The following is an 18,113-nucleotide window of genomic DNA, read 5'->3' as shown; positions in this document are numbered from 1 at the left end:
GTATGAAAGTGGTAATTGCACCTGATTCATTTAAAGAAAGCTTAACTGCCAAACAAGTGAGCGAGGCGATCAAAACGGGTCTTGCTCGCGTATGGCATGATGCTGAGTTTGTTACGGTTCCGGTCGCAGACGGTGGCGAAGGCACGGTTCAATCTTTGATAGATGCAACTCAAGGCGAACAAGTCTTCACAACAGTGACCGCGCCATTAGGGAATGATGTTGAAGCGTTTTATGGCATCCTCGGCGACGGCGAAACCGCAGTTATTGAAATGGCGGAGGCCAGTGGGCTGCACCTTGTGCCGAGTGACGCTCGCGACCCAAAACTGACCAGTAGCATTGGTACCGGACAGCTGATCAAACACGCGCTAGACAGAGGCATTCAACGCTTAATCATTGGTTTGGGCGGCAGCGCTACCAATGATGGTGGCGTGGGCATGTTGACCGCGTTGGGGGTGGCGTTTCTTGATGAATCTGGTCATGCAATTACCCCAAATGGAGGCGGGTTAGCGGCGCTTGCGTCCATCGATATTTCTGGTCTTGATCCTCGCTTAGCAACTTGCGAAGTGTTGGTAGCGTGCGATGTTGATAACCCACTCTGTGGTGACAAAGGCGCGTCGGCTATCTTTGGCCCGCAAAAGGGAGCGACCGTATCAGACGTTACTCTGCTCGATAACGCATTGCGCAAGTTTGGCGAGTTGACGGAACAAGCGACGGGTAAGCATGTACTGACTCGTGAAGGGGCGGGTGCTGCTGGTGGTATGGGCGCGGCCTTGCTCGGGTACACGCCAGCACGTTTGCAACCGGGAATTGAGATTGTGCTTGAAACGGTCAAACTTGCTCAGCATGTTGCGGATGCGGATATCGTATTTACAGGCGAGGGTCGAATCGATCATCAAACCGCACATGGCAAAACGCCGATGGGCGTTGCTCAGGTCGCCAAGCAGTGTAATTTACCAGTCATTGCATTAGCAGGCTGTGTGGGCGACAACTATCAGGCGGTTTATGAGTGCGGCATTGATGCGGTGTTTGCTTGTGTACCAAGGGCGATGAGCTTACCTGAGGCCATGAAAGAGGCCGACGTCAACGTTGCTAACTTAGCCGAAAACGTCGCGAGAATGTGGCAAATTAAGTCGCACTGAAGGCGATGACGATACGAAAAACTCCACCTTTGCGTGGAGTTTTTTGTTGTTACGTGTTTGCGTGTGTAGGCATAAGTTCATTTAGCAAGAGCGAGTTAACAGGCATGCTTTGCTATCAATTTTGCCAGTGTTTGCATCGCTTGACTCCAATCGGTTTCATGACCAAAGTTTGCCACGCTGAGGCGTACGCAATGCCGATATTGCCCTTGAGTGCCAAATACGGTGCCGGGAAGTAGGCTGATTCTGTGCTTATTGCATGCTTGATACAACGCATAGCTGTCCGTGTCTTCGGGCAGTCGCAACCAAAGTAAGAACGAGCCTTGTACGGCGTTGATCTGGTATCGATTTTTTAGAGGTTCGTATTCATCCAAGTATTGATGAAGCATCTGGATAAATCGTCGCATGTTGTTTTGATAAACCCGACCCATTCGCGCAGTATGCGTTCGATACTTGCCTGACGTTAGAAACGTTGCCACGGCGGATTGCATTAGGTTCAAACTGCCCATGTTTTCACACAGTAGATATTGCTCAATTTGATCTCGATATCGCCCCGCCAACATCCAACCAATTCTCAAACGCGAATCGAGCGTTTTGGATAACGAATTTACGTAAATTACGCGTTGCTTGTCATCGAGCAATCTCAAGCTTGGCAACGGCTTGTCATAGCTTAACCCGCCAAACACATCGTCTTCGATAATAGGAACATTGCCGGACGCCAATAGCAATTGCTGGCGCTTTTCTAACGGCATCATGGCACCAGTAGGATTGGTGAAGTTTGGCGTTACGATGATCGCTTTTATGTCCCATGTCGACATCGCTTTTGCTAAGGCTTCGGGGCACATACCGTCTCGTGGGCAACTCGGGATTTCCACCACTTTGAGGCCGAGTGATTCGAGCATCAATAAGTTACCAAAATAACAAGGAGACTCCACCGCGACGATATCGCCTTTTTGTGTCGTTGCGCGCAGCGCTAGGCTTATTGCTTGTTGAGCGCCGTGCGTTACCATGATCTCATCCAACTTGGCTGGTGTGCCCAAATCTTGCGTGATTTTCGCTAGTTGTTTGATTAAGAGGTGATCACCGGGTGGTAATTGGTAATGGCTCGGTACATGCGTTTGCTGGCGACTGTGGCGGCCGATCTCGGCGTACAAGCTTTTGATCGCGGGGGAGTCAATGTTTGGGTGGGCAGAACCGGTAGGCAAACGCTCTTGGTATTCAGGATAAGTAAGGATTTCTTTGCAGATCGAGAGCAAATCCACGCGAGTCGGATCCGGAATTGAGCGAGAGGTCGGCAAGGCGACTTTAACTCGATAACCCGATTTGGGTACCGAGTAAACCAAGTTTTGTGCTTCCAGCTCTTGATACGCACGAATCACGGTATTTTTACTGACGTTTAATTCTTGGCTCAACAAGCGAATGGAGGGCAGTCGATCATCCGCCTGATAAACGCCACCATTGATGGCTTGTTTGAGGTGTTTTTCCACCACGAGGTACTTATTCCCTTCACCGCTTCCCAATAAATCTGTACCCATAAAAACACTTCCATCTGTCACTTTTTGAAAACACTGTACCTAATTACATTAGCAGTATCTCAAAACATAAAACAAGCGTGAGTGAGGCGATCATGTTAATCCGAGCCATCCCTTTTGTATTTGTCATCCTTTGGGCTTCTGGATTCGTTGGTGCGCGTTTTGGTTTGCAATATGCCGAGCCAGCGACACTACTTTCTATCCGTATGGCATTCAATGTCTTATTGTTTCTGGTTCTTGTGGCGGTATTGCGTAGAAGGTTGCCGACAGGAAAAGATTTTTGGCACAGCTGTGTAGTTGGTGCGTTGATCCACGGTTTCTATCTGGGCGGTACTTATTTCGCTATCGCCTTGGGTATGCCTGCTGGGTTGAGTTCGTTGCTGGTGGGTATTCAACCGATTTTAACCGCGGCTTTACTGGTGGCGTTTGTTCGTGAGGAATTTAAACCCTCGCAATGGTTGGGTTTGGCTCTTGGTTTTGTCGGTATCGCTATGGTGTTGATGGGCAAAATGGAGTGGCAATCCGAGCAGCATAAAGTGTTGGCCATTGGTTTGTGTTTGTTGGCTTTGGTTGGTATCACGCTAGGGACGCTGTATCAGAAAAAACATTGCCAACAAGTGGATATGGTGGGTGGTGCGACGGTGCAATATTTGGCCGCGCTCGTCATGTTTCTGCCCGTTGCGATGCAGTTTGAAACCATGCAAGTGCAGTGGGAACTGGAGTTTATTTTGACTGTGTTGTGGTTGGTCGTCGTGCTCTCTTGTGTAGCTATTCTACTGCTGCTGTACATGGTTAAGAACGGTGCTGCATCGAGCGTAGCTTCTGTATTCTACCTAGTGCCGCCAACGACGGCGATTCAGGCTTGGCTCGCGTTTGGAGAGTCATTTGATTGGATGGGGATTTCTGGTTTCGTACTGGCAGCTACGGCGGTGTATTTGGTGGTTAAAAAGCCGGATCTGACGATAAAGAAATCGATTCAAACAGAATATACCTAAATTGGCTAGGGACATTTGCGTATCAGTGGGTACAATCTGCTTCATCTTAATCCGTGGAGCAGAATGATGAAGGTAAAGCCAGATCGAATGACCGCCATGCGTAGCATCATCGAGCAAGTAAAAGCGGAACTACCAATTTATGAACCAGAAACGTTTGTATGTGGACCAGAAGGGCAGTGCATTGGCTGTCCGAAGAAATTGTTGGAAATGGTCGATTCAGAAGTCACTTATTGGGAGTCAGCCATGGAGCGCGGCATTTTTCCGCAGTTCGATGAGATTCGTCGTTTTGGCAAAATGTGCACGAATGTTCGTCGTGGTCTGGTGCGAAATAATGTGCCTTTACTCAGTAACTAGAGAGTAAAAACCGTCTAATATCTGACACATAGCGTCGTTTTGTTACACTGCTCTTTGGCTGCTGTTCTCAAGTTTGCGTGGTGTTTGTCTCTTCTTACCCCTTAAGCCTTTAATCGTAAGAAATTGGCGATATATTGGCTCGGTCTCACATGGATGTGGGGCTATTGTCTTGGGCTAGTTGAGATAAGAAACGTGAAATCAAAGGGATTTACGCTGATGGAAATCACCATAGTGCTTACCACTTTGGCTTTCATCGCATTAGCTGCTTTACCAGTACTACTCGATATTCATCGCCAAGCATACGCTGCGATGCTGCACAGTTCTCAGTCTTCTTTGGGTACGGCTCTCAAGTTCTTTCATGCTCAATCAGTGATTGATAACGCTTACGGCCAAGAGCACGTTCACTACATTGACCGACATGTCAAAACACGCAAAGGCATGCCAGAAGCGAGTGCCGATAGTATTCGAGCTTTGTTAGAAATCGATCTACCAGCCAGAGGTTATTCGAAAATTGACGTGCCGTGCAAAGGCAGTGATTTTTGCATCATCGGTCAGCAGCACCCAAACAGTGCTCATTTTGTCGCGATTCCTGATTATCAGTTCTTAGATAAATCGGGAGTTGATCGCGTGGTGTACATTTGGCCGCAAGGTTACACACTGGCAGAAGAGGCATGCTATTTCTACTACGTGAATCAAGCCTCTAACGATTCAATTGTTCGAGGGCATGTGACGCAAGGGTGTTAACCCCGAATAAGTGTTGCGAACAACGGTTATCGTGAGTCTACAAATCTGGGCTTTTCGAACGGCTTTGCGCTTTATACAATATCATTTTTTGACTCATCAAGACTTTACCATTTGGCAAGGTCACTTCCCCAAGTTCCCCCTGATGTTCAAATCCAAACCGTTCATACAAAGCAATCGCTGGTGTGTTGGTTGTGTATACGTAGAGTGCGATTTGGTCGTAACCAAATTCCCAACCACGTGCGATCGCGACTGCCAATAGTTTCCGCCCCAATCCTTTGCCTCGGTAGTTTTTGTCGATGTGAATACCAAGAATACCGACGCGAAGGCGTTGCCCTCTTTCGTAACCGCACATCTCAGCTGGGTAGATTTCAACACTACCGATAAGTTTTTGGCGGTCAAACGCGACAAACTGAGGGATGGACTCGTTTTCCACACGTTGCAGGATTCTGCGAAGCGTTGCGTTATCGGGTGCAGGAGAAATCAAAAATTCCCCTTCGGAGTACACTCGATTCCACAACGCGGTGAAGCGCGCGATATCGCTCACCTTGATGGATCTGATTTGCATTCATCTTCCTTGATTAGTGCAGGTTAGTAACGGTTAGGGGATAAGCTCAGATAAACAACGAATTTGGTTAGGAATGGCTTCGGCTGGTGCATCAGCGCCCGTTGGGTTAAACCAAATTGTGTTTACGCCCGCTTTCATCGCAGGGTAAATATCTTTGTGAGGTAAATCGCCAACCATGGTTATTCCACTCACGTTAACCCCTAACTGTTTTGCGATGGCGAGATAAAACTCAGGTAGGTTTTTAGCGATACCGAGGTTGGCAAAACAAAAATAGCCATTTAAGTATTGGTCTAAGTCGACGCGAACAAATGCACGCTGAACCTCTTCCATGTTGGAATCAGATGCACTGGTCGCAATGTAGATGGGATGATTTTGGGAAAGTATTGCCAGTGTTTCTCTGGCTTGAGGAACAGCTTCTACGTGTTCCCAATCGCACATTTTTCCTTGTGCGTGAGGGAAATCTACCATCAAGGTGTTCCCCCAATCGAAAAGATAAATCATGTTCGAATCTCCTTATCCGCACATCATATCGTCTTTTTCTAAAATTAGGGGGTAAATTGCATCGATAAATACGATTTAGGTGGGTTTAGTCGTGAAAGCGCTTAATTGTCGTTATCGTTACAAATGTTTCAGCATAATGCGTGAGTTAGTTTTAAAACCTTGATTATCGTAAAAGCGCTGTGCTGGCTGATTGAATTCCATCACTTCCAATCGAATTTGTGTGGCATTGGCGTCGCGCGCCCATTGCTCACAGGTTTGGAGCAGTTGGCGGCCGATTCCTTGCTGCTTTTGCGCTTCATCGACAACAATTGTTCCCACGCGACAAATTGGGTCTTTGATCAGAAAACTGACGGTGTCGTTTTGGGTGATCATCGCGGTTAAGAAGCCGAGAATTTGCTGTTCGCGTTCGGCAATCAAAAAGAGTCGCTCTTTGTTCTCTAGTGCTTGTGCAAGAAATTCGCGGTCAGCTTCTGAAGGCGCAACAAAGGCTTCTGGCGCATTTGCAAAATGCAGTGAATTAATTTGAAAATTAAGCTGAAAAATTTCGTCTAAATCATCGGGAATCGCTTGTCGGATATGGACTTGCATTCTATCTGCCCCCTGCAATATCGATAAATGATCCTGTGACATAAGAGGCTTCGTCACTTAATAGCCAAGCGATCGCATTTGCCACTTCTTCTACCGTGCCACCGCGTTTAAGAGGAATTTGAGGGCTGAGTCTATCTACTCGGTTTGGTTCTCCGCCGTCGGCATGCATATCAGTGTAAATGAAACCAGGTCGAACGCCATTGACGCGAATATTGCGCTCTGCCAACTCTAGCGAGAGCCCTTTAGTTAAGGTATCCATCGCGCCTTTTGATGTGGCGTAATCGACATACTCAAATGGCGCGCCTGAGCGCGACGCTCCAGAGGAGACATTCACAATTGCACCGCCTGCACTGAATCGCCTCGCCGCTTCTCGACAGCAGAGAAAACAGCTATTCACATTGGTGTTCATTACTTTCTGAAAGCGTTCCAAGCTGATTTCTGACAAAGGCGATTGAGTAAATAGGATGCCAACGTTGTTGACCAAGTGCGTCACTGCACCGAATTCACGTTCTGTTTCATCAAACAAGGAGAGCACTTGCTTCTCATCGGCTACGTCTGCGGCGATGGCAATCGCTTTGCCACCGTTTGCTTGTATTTCTGCCACAACTTGGTCGGCGGCCTCTTGCTGAGTGCGGTAATTAACGCAAACGCGATAGCCTTGCTCGGCCAGCTTTTTCGCCGCTGCGGCTCCAATGCCTCGGCTTGCGCCGGTAATGATGACTACTTTATTCAAAATACGTCCTTATTTTTGTAGTGAGTAGATTTTATCGGCGTAGGGTTTGCCACCAATTTGGTATGCGTCTGGAATGACCTCAATGAGTTCGAAACCACATTTTATCAGGACACGTTCTGACGCAATATTGCCTTCAGTGACCGTCGCGGAAAAGTGGTTGATGTTATGTGTCGAGGTTGCCCAGTATAGAAGCGCTTGAAGAGTTTCTGTTCCAAACTGTTGGCCATGAAATTCCGGCAAAAGTAAGTAACCTACCTCTGCCTTACCGTTTTCAATAGCAAAGCCAGTGATGCCGATGGGTTGTTCAGATTGCTTATCGAGTATTACAAGGCAAAGCCAATGCTGGCAATTTGGGGTCCATGGTAATAATCGCGAAGCAAATTTTTCTCTTATTTCTGTTTCGCTGGGACGATCGAAACAGAGCGCAATAACCTCTTGTTCGGAGAGTAATCGTTGAAAGAGTTCCCAGTCACTGGCTTTGATGGGTCTTAATTGGCTTCTGTGCGTCTCGATATAAACTGACATGCGTGTCCTTACTGCATCAATGTGGAGATTCAGTCTCTCATCCTCTTATCTGTTTAATCAAATAGTTGCATTCATAAAAGTGATTTATGTGGTGAATAGTTGGCTGGGTAATGGATTATTGCCATATATTCATCTTTGAGATGCAAATAACAAAATTTCATACTTGAGGCATACAGAGCAACACGGAAATGATGTGGATCAAAAGAGGGCTACCCATAAAGTAGTAATTTGCGACCTATAATTACATTTTATTTGGAAGTGTTGCTAATTATGTCAATAAAAAAACGATATGTTGCACTGCTGGTTGCTGCCGGCATTGGTGTGGGCTGGTTAACTTTGGGGGGGAGTGCGGCAGTAATGCATTACACCTCAGATACTGAATTTTGTCTCTCGTGCCACTCTATGGAAACCCCTTACAAAGAGTACCAAGGCTCAGTGCACTTCAGTAATGCGAAAGGCATTCGCGCGGAATGTTCTGACTGTCATATTCCTCAAGAACCAATGGATTACCTGATCACCAAAATTCGTGCGTCGAAAGACATTTACCACGAATTTGTGACAGGCAAGATCGACACGCCAGAGAAATACGAAGCACATCGTAAAGATATGGCTGAAACGGTATGGGCTCAGTTCCGTGAAAACGATTCAGCGACGTGTCGTTCGTGTCATGATTTCGATGCAATGGAAGAGTTTGAGCAATCACGTGATGCGGCGAAGATGCACGCTTACGCGAAAGCAAACGATCAAACGTGTATCGATTGTCATAAAGGTGTGGCGCACTTTGCACCAGAAGCAGAGCTAGACAGCAAGGCATTTGAAACGTTGATGAGCTTCACCACAAAAACATCACCTGGTGCCAAAGTCGTTTACCCTGTGACTGAAATCGCAATGGGTGAGATGGGTAAAATTAACCCAACGACGAAGTTGGAAGTAATCAGCTCTGAAGGCGACAACCGCACTGTTAAGTTGAACGCATTCCAAATGAAAGGCGCAGAGCAAGTGCTTTACATGGGAGAAGGTCAACGTGCCATCGTAGCAACGCTAACAGAGCAAGGCCAACAAGCGCTTGAAACTGGTGAATTTGAGGCAGATGTTTACGGCAACGAATGGCGCGCGGTTTCTTTAACTGGCGCTATTGATTCTCCAGTTGTTGACACGCTTGAACCAGTATGGTCATACGCAGAAGAGTTGGACAACGTTTACTGTGCAACTTGTCACGCGAAAATTCCTTCAAATCACTTCACAGTGAATGCATGGGGACCGGTAGCGAAGAGTATGGGTGATCGAACTGATATTTCAGCCGAGAACCTAGAAATTCTAACCAAGTTCTTCCAGCACCATGCAAAAGATGTGGTTGGTCACTAACGATAAATAGAAGGATAAGATTATGACTAATATGACCCGTCGCGGATTTCTAAAAGGCACTGGTATGGCGGCTGGTGCAATGGCATTCACTTCATTTGCACCTATGTCTGTTGCGTCTTCAAACCAGCGTGGCAAGGGCATTTTGACAGCGGGCCGCATGGGCCCAATGCTGTGTGAAGTGCAAGACGGTAAGCTGGTTTCAACCACGAACGCATTGCCACAAACGGTACCAAACAGCCTACAAAGCACCGGTCCTGACCAAGTGCACACTAAAGCGCGTGTCAAGTACCCAATGGTTCGCAAAGGTTACTTGGCAAACCCATCAGCTCCCGAAGGAGTTCGTGGCAGCGATGAATTTGTACGGGTGTCTTGGGATGAAGCTTACAAGTTGATACACGAGCAGCACATGCGCATTCGTAAAGAATATGGCCCGGCTTCTGTGTTTGCTGGTTCTTACGGCTGGCGTTCAAGTGGCGTGCTGCACAAAGCACAAACCTTGCTGCAACGTTACATGAGCATGGCGGGTGGCTATTCAGGCCACTTGGGTGACTACTCAACGGGTGCTGCGCAGGTCATCATGCCGCACGTTGTGGGCTCTATCGAAGTGTACGAGCAACAAACCACGTACCCAGTGGTACTAGAGCACAGCGATGTGGTTGTGCTTTGGGGCTTAAACCCAATTAACACTCTAAAAATCGCGTGGAGCTCAACAGACTGTGCTGGTCTTGAGTTCTTCCATCAGTTGAAAAAATCAGGCAAGACGGTTATCGCTATTGACCCTATTCGTTCTGAAACCATCGAGTTCTTTGGTGAGAATGCGGAGTGGATTGCTCCTCACCCAATGACCGACGTGGCAATGATGATGGGTATCGCACACACCTTAGTGAAACAAGGTAAGCACGATAAAGCCTTCCTCGATAAATACACCGCAGGTTACGACAAGTTTGAAGCGTACCTGATGGGCGAAGAAGACGGCGTAGAAAAATCAGCAGAATGGGCATCACAAATCTGTGGCGTACCTGCGAAGCAACTTGAGCTACTGGCTGACATCTTCAGTAAAAACCGCACCATGCTGATGGCGGGTTGGGGCATGCAGCGCCAACAATACGGTGAGCAGCGTCACTGGATGCTGGTTACACTGGCAACGATGTTGGGTCAAATCGGTTTACCGGGCGGTGGTTTTGGTTTCTCTTACCACTACTCAAACGGTGGTAACCCTGCTCGTGATGCTGGCGTACTTCCTGCGATTTCGGCATCGCTGGGTGGCGGCTCTTCTGCGGGGAACGACTGGGCGGTGTCTGGCGCGGTGCAAAGCTTCCCTGTGGCGCGTATTGTCGAGGCGTTGGAAAACCCAGGTCAATCCTACCATCATAACGGTCATGAACTGACGTTCCCGGACATCAAGATGATTTGGTGGGCAGGTGGTGCGAACTTTACTCACCACCAAGACACCAACCGTCTGATCAAAGCGTGGCAAAAGCCTGAGCTGATCGTGATTTCAGAGCCTTACTGGACGGCGGCTGCGAAGCACGCGGACATTGTTCTGCCAATCACCACATCGTTCGAGCGTAACGACTTAACGATGACGGGTGACTACAGTAACCAACACTTGGTGCCAATGAAGCAAGTGGTTGAGCCGCAAGGTGAAGCGCGTAATGACTTCGATGTATTCGCGGACATGGCAGAGATGCTAGCTCCGGGTGGCCGTGACGTATACACCGAAGGCAAAACCGAAATGGAATGGCTGTACGGCTTCTACAAGGCGGCGCAACAAGGTGGCCGTGGCTCTCGCGTAGCAATGCCGAACTTCAGCAAGTTCTGGGAAGATAACCAACTGATCGAGATGAAGTGGAACGAGAAGAACGCACAGTTTGTTCGTTACGCAGATTTCCGTGAAGACCCGATCATGAATCCACTCGGTACACCAAGTGGTAAGATCGAAATCTTCTCGAAAACCATTGAAGGCTATCAGTTGGAAGACTGTCCTCCACATCCAACGTGGATGGCACCAACCGAGTACACGGGTACTGCGAAAGATGGCGAGTTGCAGCTAATGACCGCGCACGCAGCGCATCGTCTACACAGCCAATTCAACTACGCGAAGATTCGCGAAGAGTACGCAATTGCAAACCGTGAACCTATTTGGATTCACCCTGAAGATGCGAAAGCGCGTGGTATTAAAACGGGCGATCTAGTTCGTGCGTTTAACAACCGTGGCCAAGTATTGGTTGGTGCAGAAGTGACTGACCGAATCAAGCAAGGTTCAGTGTGTATTCATGAAGGCGGTTGGCCGGATTTGGATCCTAAAACCGGCATTTGTAAGAACGGCGGTTGTAACGTGTTAACGTTGGATATTCCGACCTCTCGACTTGCAAACGGCTGTGCGGCGAACTCGGCACTGGTTCGTATTGAAAAATACACTGGCCCAGAATTAGAACTAACAGCGTTTGAACCACCAAGAAATGGCTAGAAAAAAGTAGCGATTGAAAGCAAGAAGCCAGCGAATCGCTGGCTTCTTTTTATCTAGTCATCGTTCACATTAGCGCGAAGCGAGAGAAACAAACGGCATCTATTTCTTAATCTGAAATGTCGGGAGTAAAGTAAATACAATCGCGACAAACAAGACCGAGCCTATTAAATCTTCAGGGCGATGCATGCCCAGCCATAAGCGGCTATATGCGACGCTCATTCCCCACATCCACAATGACAGTGCAGAGATATAGCACTTGTTCTGTAAGAACAAACCACCAAAGAAAGCCAAACAAATCGAAACGAAAATCGTATGGCCGGATGGGAAAGAATAGTCTTTCTCGCCTTGCCAATGGCGCGTTCGCCAATCACTGACGTGTTCAGAAATCTGGTTAATTACGTTGGCTTGCTGCTTTGTATCCAACTGATAAAACGTTTCTGGTGTTTCAATCAATTGTTCTGCTGCGAGCAATTCCGTGTAGGGACGCGGGCTTTCTGTCATCAGTTTTAGCCCCGTTTTGCTGGCAAAGCCAATCACAAGTAACAGCCCTAACATTGAGAGTTTTTGCATCCACTCAGTGCGATTTGGTTTAAAGTGAAATAAAGAAAGCAGTAGCAGTGTTAAGGTAATTAAAAAGCCTTTGCTGCCAGCAGAATCAGTGAGCAAAGTAAAAGTAATACCCAGACTTTCTGGCACCTGTGAGGTGAGATCGTGATAAGAGCCAAATAGCGACATTGGGATGATGCCAAGAACAAACAAGGCGAGCATCATCAATCCATATTTTTTGGTTTTCATTGAGAGCGTTTTGTTTTTATTGAGGGTTATTCAACCACTTGAAAATAAGGGGCTTATCTTACGTTATCTGGCGTGAAAAACTTATCAACGCTCTGTCAATTCGAGCGTGAAAGTGACATTGCAGCTCTTCGTTGTGAAAGGAGAGGTTGTTGAAAGTACTGAAAGGCAAACGCGCTCATCCATAAGCGCTTTGTTCAGGCGTGAGCAAGGTTAGCTCATCAACCCTAATAAATATTCCGATGCGGCTTTTGGATCTTCTGCGTGGCAAATCGCTGAAACCAAAGCTAAGCCATGAACACCAGTGGCGCTGAGTTGCGGAATGTTACTTTCGTTAATGCCGCCAATGGCAACAATCGGCAGTGAAGTCGTCTCTAACGCCATCTTCAAGCCATCAATACCCCAGAACTTCTTGGTGTTGGTTTTGGTCGGCGTCGCGAAGATTGCGCTCAAGCCGATGTAATCAATCGGAAGAGAGTCCGCTTCTGCAAGCTGCTCTTCATTTTCGATGGATAAGCCGAGGATTTTGTTTGGTCCAATCAACTCACGAGCGATAGTTGCGGGCATGTCTGATTGCCCGAGGTGAACCCCATCGGCATCAACTGCCAGTGCAACATCAACGCGGTCATTGATGATCAAAGGCACATTGGTATCTTTAAGGATGTCTTTCACGGCTTGAGCACGTTCGATAAACGCACGCACATCGCCGTGTTTTTCGCGGACTTGTACCATGGTCACGCCACCTTCCACGGCTTTTCTCACAACACGCTTTAGTGTGGCTAAATCTTGTTGGTCATCGGTGACCAAATATAAACGATAGGCGTTCATTTTGTTTCCTTTGGGCCTCTCATCTACAGGGAATGAGAGGCCGGTATTTGTTAGAGAAAGCTTAACTCACTTGGAGTTTTAGGCGTTTTGCCAGTGTTTCTTCATCCAGTTGGTAAAGCTCATCCAACAGGTTCATTTGCAGACTGCCTGGCCCTCGTGCTTGCTCAGCCGCAATTTCACCCACAACGCCCAGTACCGCCGCGGCAGCAAGTCCGGAGTGATCACCAACAGCAGCGAAAGCACCCGTCAGTGCCGTTAGTGTGCAGCCCATTCCGGTTACGTATGGCATCATCTCGTGACCGTTGTTTAGCTGCACAGTTTGCTCTTTCGTGATGATGTAATCAGTCTCGCCAGAAATCACCACACTTGCACCATACTCTGAAACTAAGAAGTTCGCTGCGCCAAGTGCTGCGTCGCTGCTGTCTAACGCATCGACCCCTTTGCTTTGTGCTTGTTCGCCAGCGAGACCGATGATTTCTGAGGCGTTACCACGAATGATCAACTTGTCGGCAAGGCGTGCGATCTCACGTGATGTCTCGGTACGTAGTGAGCTTGCTCCGCAACCGACAGGGTCGAGTACAACGATTTTACCGTTGGCATTGGCTTGCTCTACGGCATAGCTCATACGTGGTGTCCAAACGCTGTCTAGGGTACCGATGTTGATAACCAATGCGCCAGCGAACGACATTATCTCTGTCATCTCTTGTTTGGAGTGCGCCATGATTGGAGAAGCGCCGATAGCCAATAGCGCGTTTGCCGTGTTGTTCATCACCACGTAGTTAGTGATGTTGACGACTAATGGCTTTTGCTGGCGTACTGCGGTTAATGCTTGGGTGATTTGTTCAATTAACATGAGACTCTCCGATTAATCTTGCTGAGCGTTTAGACCTTGTTGCCAGAATGCCACTTCCATACGCGTTGCAGTTTTGAATACCTGAATCAGGTTTTGACCACGCTGACTATTGATATCGATTTCCGCCAATAACTGATTAAAGTGTTCTGCACCTTTTGCGACACCAGATTGGAATTCCTCACCACCGTAGAGGTTGATCCAACTTGCGTATGGGTTACCTTCGAGCACAGTGCTTTCGTCTTCAATCAGCATCTTACCGATTACGGCATAACCGATAGAGCATGGTGCTAGTGCCGCGTATAGATCAACAAGATCGCCCGTCATGCCAGCATCTAATACGTAACGGGTGTAAGCCACAGTGCCGAAATCTTCTGGCTCGTTTTCTAAGTCGGATTCTGTCAGTCCCCATTGCTCACAGTAAGTCACGTGGTGGGCGATTTCAGAATCGAGCAATGCGTGTACGCTTGGTAGGGCACGGCGCATGTCATCCAAAGTACGTGCTTTGTAGATCGCTAATGCGTAAGCTCGTGCGTACTGCTTTAGGAAAAGAAAATCCTGCTTTAGGTAATGCAGAAAACAAGGCTGAGCCAGAGTGCCTTGCGCCAATTGCTGCACGAAAGCATGCTCAGTGTATTCTTGCCAATCTTGGCGGCAAGCGTCGATCAAATCTTGGTATTTCATTATGAGTATCTCGTTATCAAAAGACCCTAGGCTTAGGTCCTAAGGTCAGTAGAATTAGTCAAAGCTCGGTACGTAATCTTTCGCTTTTGGCAGTGTTTCGATGATGTTTTGTGAATACATGAACTGCGCATAATCATCGTAGCGTTTCAGATCTACTGCGGATGGACGAAGAGCGAAACGAGTTAGCGTGTCGTTCCAAGCGCGTTGGTTAAGCTCGTTGTTGAGCGTGTCTGGTGAATAAGCCACGAACTCTTTCCACGACTCTTTTGGATGGTTAACGATGTAAGTGGTCGCTTGCTCTAGTGCTTTGTTGAATGCCTTGATGGCTTCTTTGTCGTAGTTTTTTGCATTGGCTACGAAGACTAACTCGTCATACGCTGGCACGCCGTGTTCTTCAGGGAAGAAGGCCTTAGCTTTATAACCTTCTAGTGCCAGTTGGTTGGTTTCGAAGTTACGTAGACCGCCCCAAATCGCATCCACCTTGCCAGACGCAAGAGACGAAGACAGCGCCCAACCTACGTTGATGATTTGTACGTCAGAAAACTTCACGTTTTCTTGCGCTAGCATGGTGCCGATTGTCGCTTCTTCGTTGCCTGCGATCGCAATACCGATCTTCTTGCCTTTCAAGTCGCCAAGGTTTTCATTCTTACCGTTATCCAGCACCATCAACGTGTTGAGTGGCGTAGCAATCAAAGTCGCAGAGCGGATTAGTGGCAAACCCGCCGCGACATCGATAGTTAGGCTTGGTTGGTAAGAAATCGCCATGTCGACTTTACCCGCCGCGACCAACTTAGGTGGCGTGCTTGGATCTGCCGGCTCTTGAATGTTGACCTTCAAACCTTGTTCTTTGAAGTAACCACGCTCTTTGGCAATCACGATAGGACCATGATTTGGGTTGACGAACCAATCCAACATCAGTGTCATCTCTTTTTCTGCTGCAAGCACATTGGTTGATACCACTGAAGCGAGTAGAGCAGCAGCGCTCATAAGTTTGTTTTTATTCACGGGGTTCTTCCTTTTCTTTCCCAATTTTCTTTGGTTATTTTCTGTAATTATTTGCTTTCCCAAGGGATGGCTTTTTTCAATAATTTATCGGTGATGAAGTAGAGTGAGATAGACAGCACGGCTAGGATAAACAGCGCCGCAAACATCTCATCAATGATCATGCGAGCGTTGGCTTGGAGCATCAGATAACCCAAGCCTTCACTTGAACCTACCCACTCACCGACCACTGCTCCAATTGGCGCAATAACGACGGCAACACGAATACCTGAGGCTAAAGTTGGTAGGGCGGCTGGCAATTGAATATGACGAAGTAGCTGCCATTTAGACGCGCCCATGGTCTTGGCAAGATCGAGGTAACCTGTTGGTGTATTGCGTAAGCCGTCATAGCAACATGTCGTGATGGGGAAAAAGATGATGATCGCCGCCATGACGACTTTCGATGCAATGCCGTAACCCAGCCAAAGCATGAGTACTGGCGCGATGGCGAACACAGGGATCGCTTGGCTAGCAATCAGAATGGGCAGTAACCAACGCTTCAGCGGCTCGAACATCAGCATTTGCAATGCGAACAGCAAACCCATCGATAATCCAAGCGCCAAGCCAAATAAGATCTCTTGCGCGGTAACCCAAGTATGTTTGAGCAGGACATCGTAACGAGTGACCAATCTATCCAGCACTTCAATTGGTGAAGGTAAGATGAAGTTTGGCATGTCGAATATCACCACGACCAACTGCCACAATCCCAAGATCACCGCTGTGCTGATAACTAAGCGCAGAGCCGGATGGGTCACGCGTTCTTTTTTACTAATACGTGCCGAAACGGAGTTGTACTGAGTCATATCACTCATAGTCTTTCTCCAATTGATCCAAAATCGCCTGTTGAAGCGCGGCGCACTCTCCATCGAGAACTCGTGGCGGCTTGGAATCCGGAACAACCAAGTGCTGAGCTTGTGCAGGCGTGCCTTGCAATACATAGAGTTGATGAGCTAATCGCACCGCTTCTTGTGGGTCGTGGGTAATCAGAACAACCGTCTTATCTTTCAGTAATTCGGCAGACAAGGTTTGCAACTTATGGCGCGTAACCGCATCCAACGCAGAGAAAGGCTCATCCATCAGAACTAGAGGCTTGTCTTGCATCAGAGTGCGAGCAAGGGCAACACGTTGTCTCATGCCGCCAGAGAGCTGAGCTGGCTTAGCATCCGCGTAATCGGCGAGTCCCACTTGGCTTAGTAAAGTCAGTGCACGTTGTCTATTTTGCTCTGGTGCTTGCTCTTGAGAAAATCGAGAACTGAGGCAGACGTTATCCAGCACGTTAAACCACGGTAGCAATAAATCCTGCTGAGCCATGTAAGCGATACGGTCATGCAGTGCAGCGCCATCTGTTGTGATGAGTTCGCCATGCCAGTCAACTTGGTCATCCAGTAGGCCAGCTAAGTAACGCAATATTGTGGTTTTCCCGCAGCCACTTCGTCCGAGTAATACCGTCCATTTACCGACGGGAATGGTCATGTTCATTCCTGCTAAAGTCGGTGTTTGGCTATCTTTGTATCGCAGGCTAGCATCGGAAAGCTGAATGCCAATCGCGTTAGCGAACATAAGTATGACCCGCAAAAAAGTGGTTCACAGGGCCGTGACCTTTACCGACATCCAATTCATCAGCGTGCGCGATAGCTTGGCTGATGTACTGCTTACCAAGGTGCACCGCTTTGTGCAGATTGTTGCCTTGTCCAAGATAAGATGCGATGGCAGAAGACAGCGTGCAGCCTGTGCCATGGGTGTTTTTGGTTGGAAATCGCTTGGCGCTAATTAACTCGGCACTGTCTTGAATGATAAGCAGATCGTTGCTGTTTTCATTTTCTTCAAGGTGACCGCCTTTGAGCAGAATAGCTTTGGCGCCAAGCGCACGAAGGTCGGTAATCATATCGTTCATTTCAGATTCTGACTGAGGCATTGGCTTACCCGTCAATGCTGCGCCTTCGGGTAGGTTAGGGGTAATGATGTCTGCGAGCGGAATCAATTCTTCTTTTAAAGTGCTGATTGCCGACTGTTCCAGTAATAGATCGCCGCTAGTGGCCACCATTACAGGGTCAATCACGAGGTGTTTTGGCTGGTATTGTTTAATTTTGTCAGCAACGACTTTGATGATGTTGGAATCGGCCAGCATGCCCACTTTGACTGCAACGATGTTGAGGTCGGTAAATACTGCATCAAGTTGGCTCTCTACATGGTCGAGAGGAATGGGGAAAATCGCAGAAACGCCTTGGGTATTTTGCGAAGTAATCGCCGTGATTACCGAGCAAGCAAAACTGCCGGTTGCGGACATCGCTTTGATGTCGGCTTGAATACCTGCACCGCCACCACTGTCTGAGCCCGCGATGGTCAATACGATAGGGGTAGGCAAGGCTGGCGTGTGATGTGAATGAGGTTGTGATTGCTGCGTCATGGT

At 48.0% G+C, this 18,113-nt stretch carries 20 protein-coding genes; 6 read left to right on the top strand and 14 right to left on the bottom strand.

The genetic code is table 11. The features are described from left to right. Positions 1-2 precede the first annotated feature (2 nt). Positions 3-1,139 carry a glycerate kinase gene (locus H9L11_RS16770; RefSeq protein ID WP_042522351.1) on the top strand — a complete coding sequence of 379 codons (1,137 nt, stop codon included), beginning with the start codon at positions 3-5 and terminating at the stop codon, positions 1,137-1,139. A 95-nt stretch (positions 1,140-1,234) separates the two neighbouring features. Here H9L11_RS16770 and H9L11_RS16765 read toward each other — a convergent pair whose 3' ends face one another. Next, on the bottom strand, positions 1,235-2,671 hold the full coding sequence (locus H9L11_RS16765) for a PLP-dependent aminotransferase family protein (protein WP_205391298.1): 1,437 nt from the start codon (positions 2,669-2,671) through the stop codon (positions 1,235-1,237). Positions 2,672-2,763: 92 nt separating this feature from the next. Here H9L11_RS16765 and H9L11_RS16760 point away from each other — a divergent pair, with 92 nt between their 5' ends. From H9L11_RS16760 to H9L11_RS16750, 3 genes are all read left to right on the top strand, one after another. After that, positions 2,764-3,663, top strand: a complete 900-nt coding sequence (locus H9L11_RS16760; protein WP_017634359.1) for a DMT family transporter — start codon at positions 2,764-2,766, stop codon at positions 3,661-3,663. 66 nt (positions 3,664-3,729) lie between these two features. Beyond that, positions 3,730-4,017 carry a hypothetical protein gene (locus H9L11_RS16755; RefSeq protein ID WP_205391420.1) on the top strand — a complete coding sequence of 96 codons (288 nt, stop codon included), beginning with the start codon at positions 3,730-3,732 and terminating at the stop codon, positions 4,015-4,017. Between the two features lie 216 nt (positions 4,018-4,233). Beyond that, positions 4,234-4,761, top strand: coding sequence for a hypothetical protein (locus H9L11_RS16750; protein ID WP_031780817.1), 528 nt, complete (start codon positions 4,234-4,236; stop codon positions 4,759-4,761). 37 nt (positions 4,762-4,798) lie between these two features. On the opposite strand, the gene H9L11_RS16745 is transcribed toward H9L11_RS16750, so the two are convergent. The 5 genes from H9L11_RS16745 to H9L11_RS16725 form a co-directional block, all read right to left on the bottom strand. After that, positions 4,799-5,326, bottom strand: a complete 528-nt coding sequence (locus H9L11_RS16745) for a GNAT family N-acetyltransferase (RefSeq protein WP_047102510.1) — start codon at positions 5,324-5,326, stop codon at positions 4,799-4,801. A gap of 33 nt (positions 5,327-5,359) precedes the next feature. Beyond that, on the bottom strand, positions 5,360-5,827 hold the full coding sequence (locus H9L11_RS16740) for an HAD family hydrolase (protein WP_017821009.1): 468 nt from the start codon (positions 5,825-5,827) through the stop codon (positions 5,360-5,362). A 117-nt stretch (positions 5,828-5,944) separates the two neighbouring features. After that, a complete protein-coding gene (locus H9L11_RS16735) occupies positions 5,945-6,415 on the bottom strand; it encodes a GNAT family N-acetyltransferase (RefSeq protein ID WP_205391297.1) in 471 nt (156 codons plus the stop codon). 1 nt (position 6,416) lies between these two features. Next, positions 6,417-7,148: a glucose 1-dehydrogenase gene (locus tag H9L11_RS16730; RefSeq protein WP_017821007.1), complete on the bottom strand. Its 732-nt coding sequence runs from the start codon at positions 7,146-7,148 to the stop codon at positions 6,417-6,419. A gap of 9 nt (positions 7,149-7,157) precedes the next feature. After that, complete coding sequence (locus H9L11_RS16725; RefSeq protein WP_017634358.1) at positions 7,158-7,673, bottom strand: GNAT family N-acetyltransferase; 516 nt, start codon at positions 7,671-7,673, stop codon at positions 7,158-7,160. Between the two features lie 270 nt (positions 7,674-7,943). Between H9L11_RS16725 and H9L11_RS16720 the strand changes: the two genes are divergently transcribed. Beyond that, entirely contained in the window at positions 7,944-9,038 is a 1,095-nt protein-coding gene (locus H9L11_RS16720) for a NapC/NirT family cytochrome c (RefSeq protein WP_017634357.1), read from the top strand. A 22-nt stretch (positions 9,039-9,060) separates the two neighbouring features. After that, on the top strand, positions 9,061-11,508 hold the full coding sequence (locus H9L11_RS16715) for a trimethylamine-N-oxide reductase 2 (protein ID WP_167415783.1): 2,448 nt from the start codon (positions 9,061-9,063) through the stop codon (positions 11,506-11,508). 99 nt (positions 11,509-11,607) lie between these two features. On the opposite strand, the gene H9L11_RS16710 is transcribed toward H9L11_RS16715, so the two are convergent. From H9L11_RS16710 to thiD, 8 genes are all read right to left on the bottom strand, one after another. After that, complete coding sequence (locus H9L11_RS16710) at positions 11,608-12,303, bottom strand: phosphatase PAP2 family protein (protein WP_205391296.1); 696 nt, start codon at positions 12,301-12,303, stop codon at positions 11,608-11,610. Between the two features lie 210 nt (positions 12,304-12,513). Continuing rightward, positions 12,514-13,128 (bottom strand): thiamine phosphate synthase, encoded by a 615-nt coding sequence (thiE, locus tag H9L11_RS16705; RefSeq protein ID WP_005374296.1) that lies wholly within the window; start codon positions 13,126-13,128, stop codon positions 12,514-12,516. A 61-nt stretch (positions 13,129-13,189) separates the two neighbouring features. Further along, positions 13,190-13,981, bottom strand: a complete 792-nt coding sequence (gene thiM / locus H9L11_RS16700) for a hydroxyethylthiazole kinase (protein ID WP_158159445.1) — start codon at positions 13,979-13,981, stop codon at positions 13,190-13,192. Between the two features lie 12 nt (positions 13,982-13,993). Further along, the gene (gene tenA / locus H9L11_RS16695) at positions 13,994-14,662 is read right to left on the bottom strand and encodes a thiaminase II (protein ID WP_053304011.1); all 669 of its coding nucleotides are present in this window, start codon (positions 14,660-14,662) and stop codon (positions 13,994-13,996) included. A 54-nt stretch (positions 14,663-14,716) separates the two neighbouring features. Further along, complete coding sequence (locus H9L11_RS16690; RefSeq protein WP_005374293.1) at positions 14,717-15,667, bottom strand: ABC transporter substrate-binding protein; 951 nt, start codon at positions 15,665-15,667, stop codon at positions 14,717-14,719. 47 nt (positions 15,668-15,714) lie between these two features. Then, the gene (locus H9L11_RS16685; RefSeq protein WP_205391295.1) at positions 15,715-16,515 is read right to left on the bottom strand and encodes an ABC transporter permease; all 801 of its coding nucleotides are present in this window, start codon (positions 16,513-16,515) and stop codon (positions 15,715-15,717) included. Continuing rightward, complete coding sequence (locus H9L11_RS16680; protein ID WP_205391294.1) at positions 16,508-17,263, bottom strand: ABC transporter ATP-binding protein; 756 nt, start codon at positions 17,261-17,263, stop codon at positions 16,508-16,510. The genes H9L11_RS16685 and H9L11_RS16680 overlap by 8 nt, the downstream gene beginning before the upstream one ends. Beyond that, a complete protein-coding gene (gene thiD, locus H9L11_RS16675; RefSeq protein WP_205391293.1) occupies positions 17,253-18,110 on the bottom strand; it encodes a bifunctional hydroxymethylpyrimidine kinase/phosphomethylpyrimidine kinase in 858 nt (285 codons plus the stop codon). The genes H9L11_RS16680 and thiD overlap by 11 nt, the downstream gene beginning before the upstream one ends. Positions 18,111-18,113: the final 3 nt, after the last annotated feature.

Source organism: Vibrio sp. sp1 (assembly GCF_016920955.1).
Taxonomy (GTDB): domain Bacteria; phylum Pseudomonadota; class Gammaproteobacteria; order Enterobacterales; family Vibrionaceae; genus Vibrio; species Vibrio alginolyticus.
The sequence above is the reverse complement of the archived record's forward strand: the minus strand, read 5'-3'. Positions and strand labels throughout refer to the sequence as shown.

Excerpts from the sequence above, each read along its gene's own strand:
- H9L11_RS16770 (WP_042522351.1), top strand. The coding sequence starts at position 3 with ATGAAAGTGGTAATTGCACCTGATTCATTTAAAGAAAGCTTAACTGCC.
- H9L11_RS16765 (WP_205391298.1), bottom strand. The coding sequence starts at position 2,671 with ATGGGTACAGATTTATTGGGAAGCGGTGAAGGGAATAAGTACCTCGTG.
- H9L11_RS16760 (WP_017634359.1), top strand. The coding sequence starts at position 2,764 with ATGTTAATCCGAGCCATCCCTTTTGTATTTGTCATCCTTTGGGCTTCT.
- H9L11_RS16755 (WP_205391420.1), top strand. The coding sequence starts at position 3,730 with ATGAAGGTAAAGCCAGATCGAATGACCGCCATGCGTAGCATCATCGAG.
- H9L11_RS16750 (WP_031780817.1), top strand. The coding sequence starts at position 4,234 with ATGGAAATCACCATAGTGCTTACCACTTTGGCTTTCATCGCATTAGCT.
- H9L11_RS16745 (WP_047102510.1), bottom strand. The coding sequence starts at position 5,326 with ATGCAAATCAGATCCATCAAGGTGAGCGATATCGCGCGCTTCACCGCG.
- H9L11_RS16740 (WP_017821009.1), bottom strand. The coding sequence starts at position 5,827 with ATGATTTATCTTTTCGATTGGGGGAACACCTTGATGGTAGATTTCCCT.
- H9L11_RS16735 (WP_205391297.1), bottom strand. The coding sequence starts at position 6,415 with ATGCAAGTCCATATCCGACAAGCGATTCCCGATGATTTAGACGAAATT.
- H9L11_RS16725 (WP_017634358.1), bottom strand. The coding sequence starts at position 7,673 with ATGTCAGTTTATATCGAGACGCACAGAAGCCAATTAAGACCCATCAAA.
- H9L11_RS16720 (WP_017634357.1), top strand. The coding sequence starts at position 7,944 with ATGTCAATAAAAAAACGATATGTTGCACTGCTGGTTGCTGCCGGCATT.
- H9L11_RS16715 (WP_167415783.1), top strand. The coding sequence starts at position 9,061 with ATGACTAATATGACCCGTCGCGGATTTCTAAAAGGCACTGGTATGGCG.
- H9L11_RS16710 (WP_205391296.1), bottom strand. The coding sequence starts at position 12,303 with ATGAAAACCAAAAAATATGGATTGATGATGCTCGCCTTGTTTGTTCTT.
- thiE (WP_005374296.1), bottom strand. The coding sequence starts at position 13,128 with ATGAACGCCTATCGTTTATATTTGGTCACCGATGACCAACAAGATTTA.
- thiM (WP_158159445.1), bottom strand. The coding sequence starts at position 13,981 with ATGTTAATTGAACAAATCACCCAAGCATTAACCGCAGTACGCCAGCAA.
- tenA (WP_053304011.1), bottom strand. The coding sequence starts at position 14,662 with ATGAAATACCAAGATTTGATCGACGCTTGCCGCCAAGATTGGCAAGAA.
- H9L11_RS16685 (WP_205391295.1), bottom strand. The coding sequence starts at position 16,515 with ATGAGTGATATGACTCAGTACAACTCCGTTTCGGCACGTATTAGTAAA.
- H9L11_RS16680 (WP_205391294.1), bottom strand. The coding sequence starts at position 17,263 with ATGTTCGCTAACGCGATTGGCATTCAGCTTTCCGATGCTAGCCTGCGA.
- thiD (WP_205391293.1), bottom strand. The coding sequence starts at position 18,110 with ATGACGCAGCAATCACAACCTCATTCACATCACACGCCAGCCTTGCCT.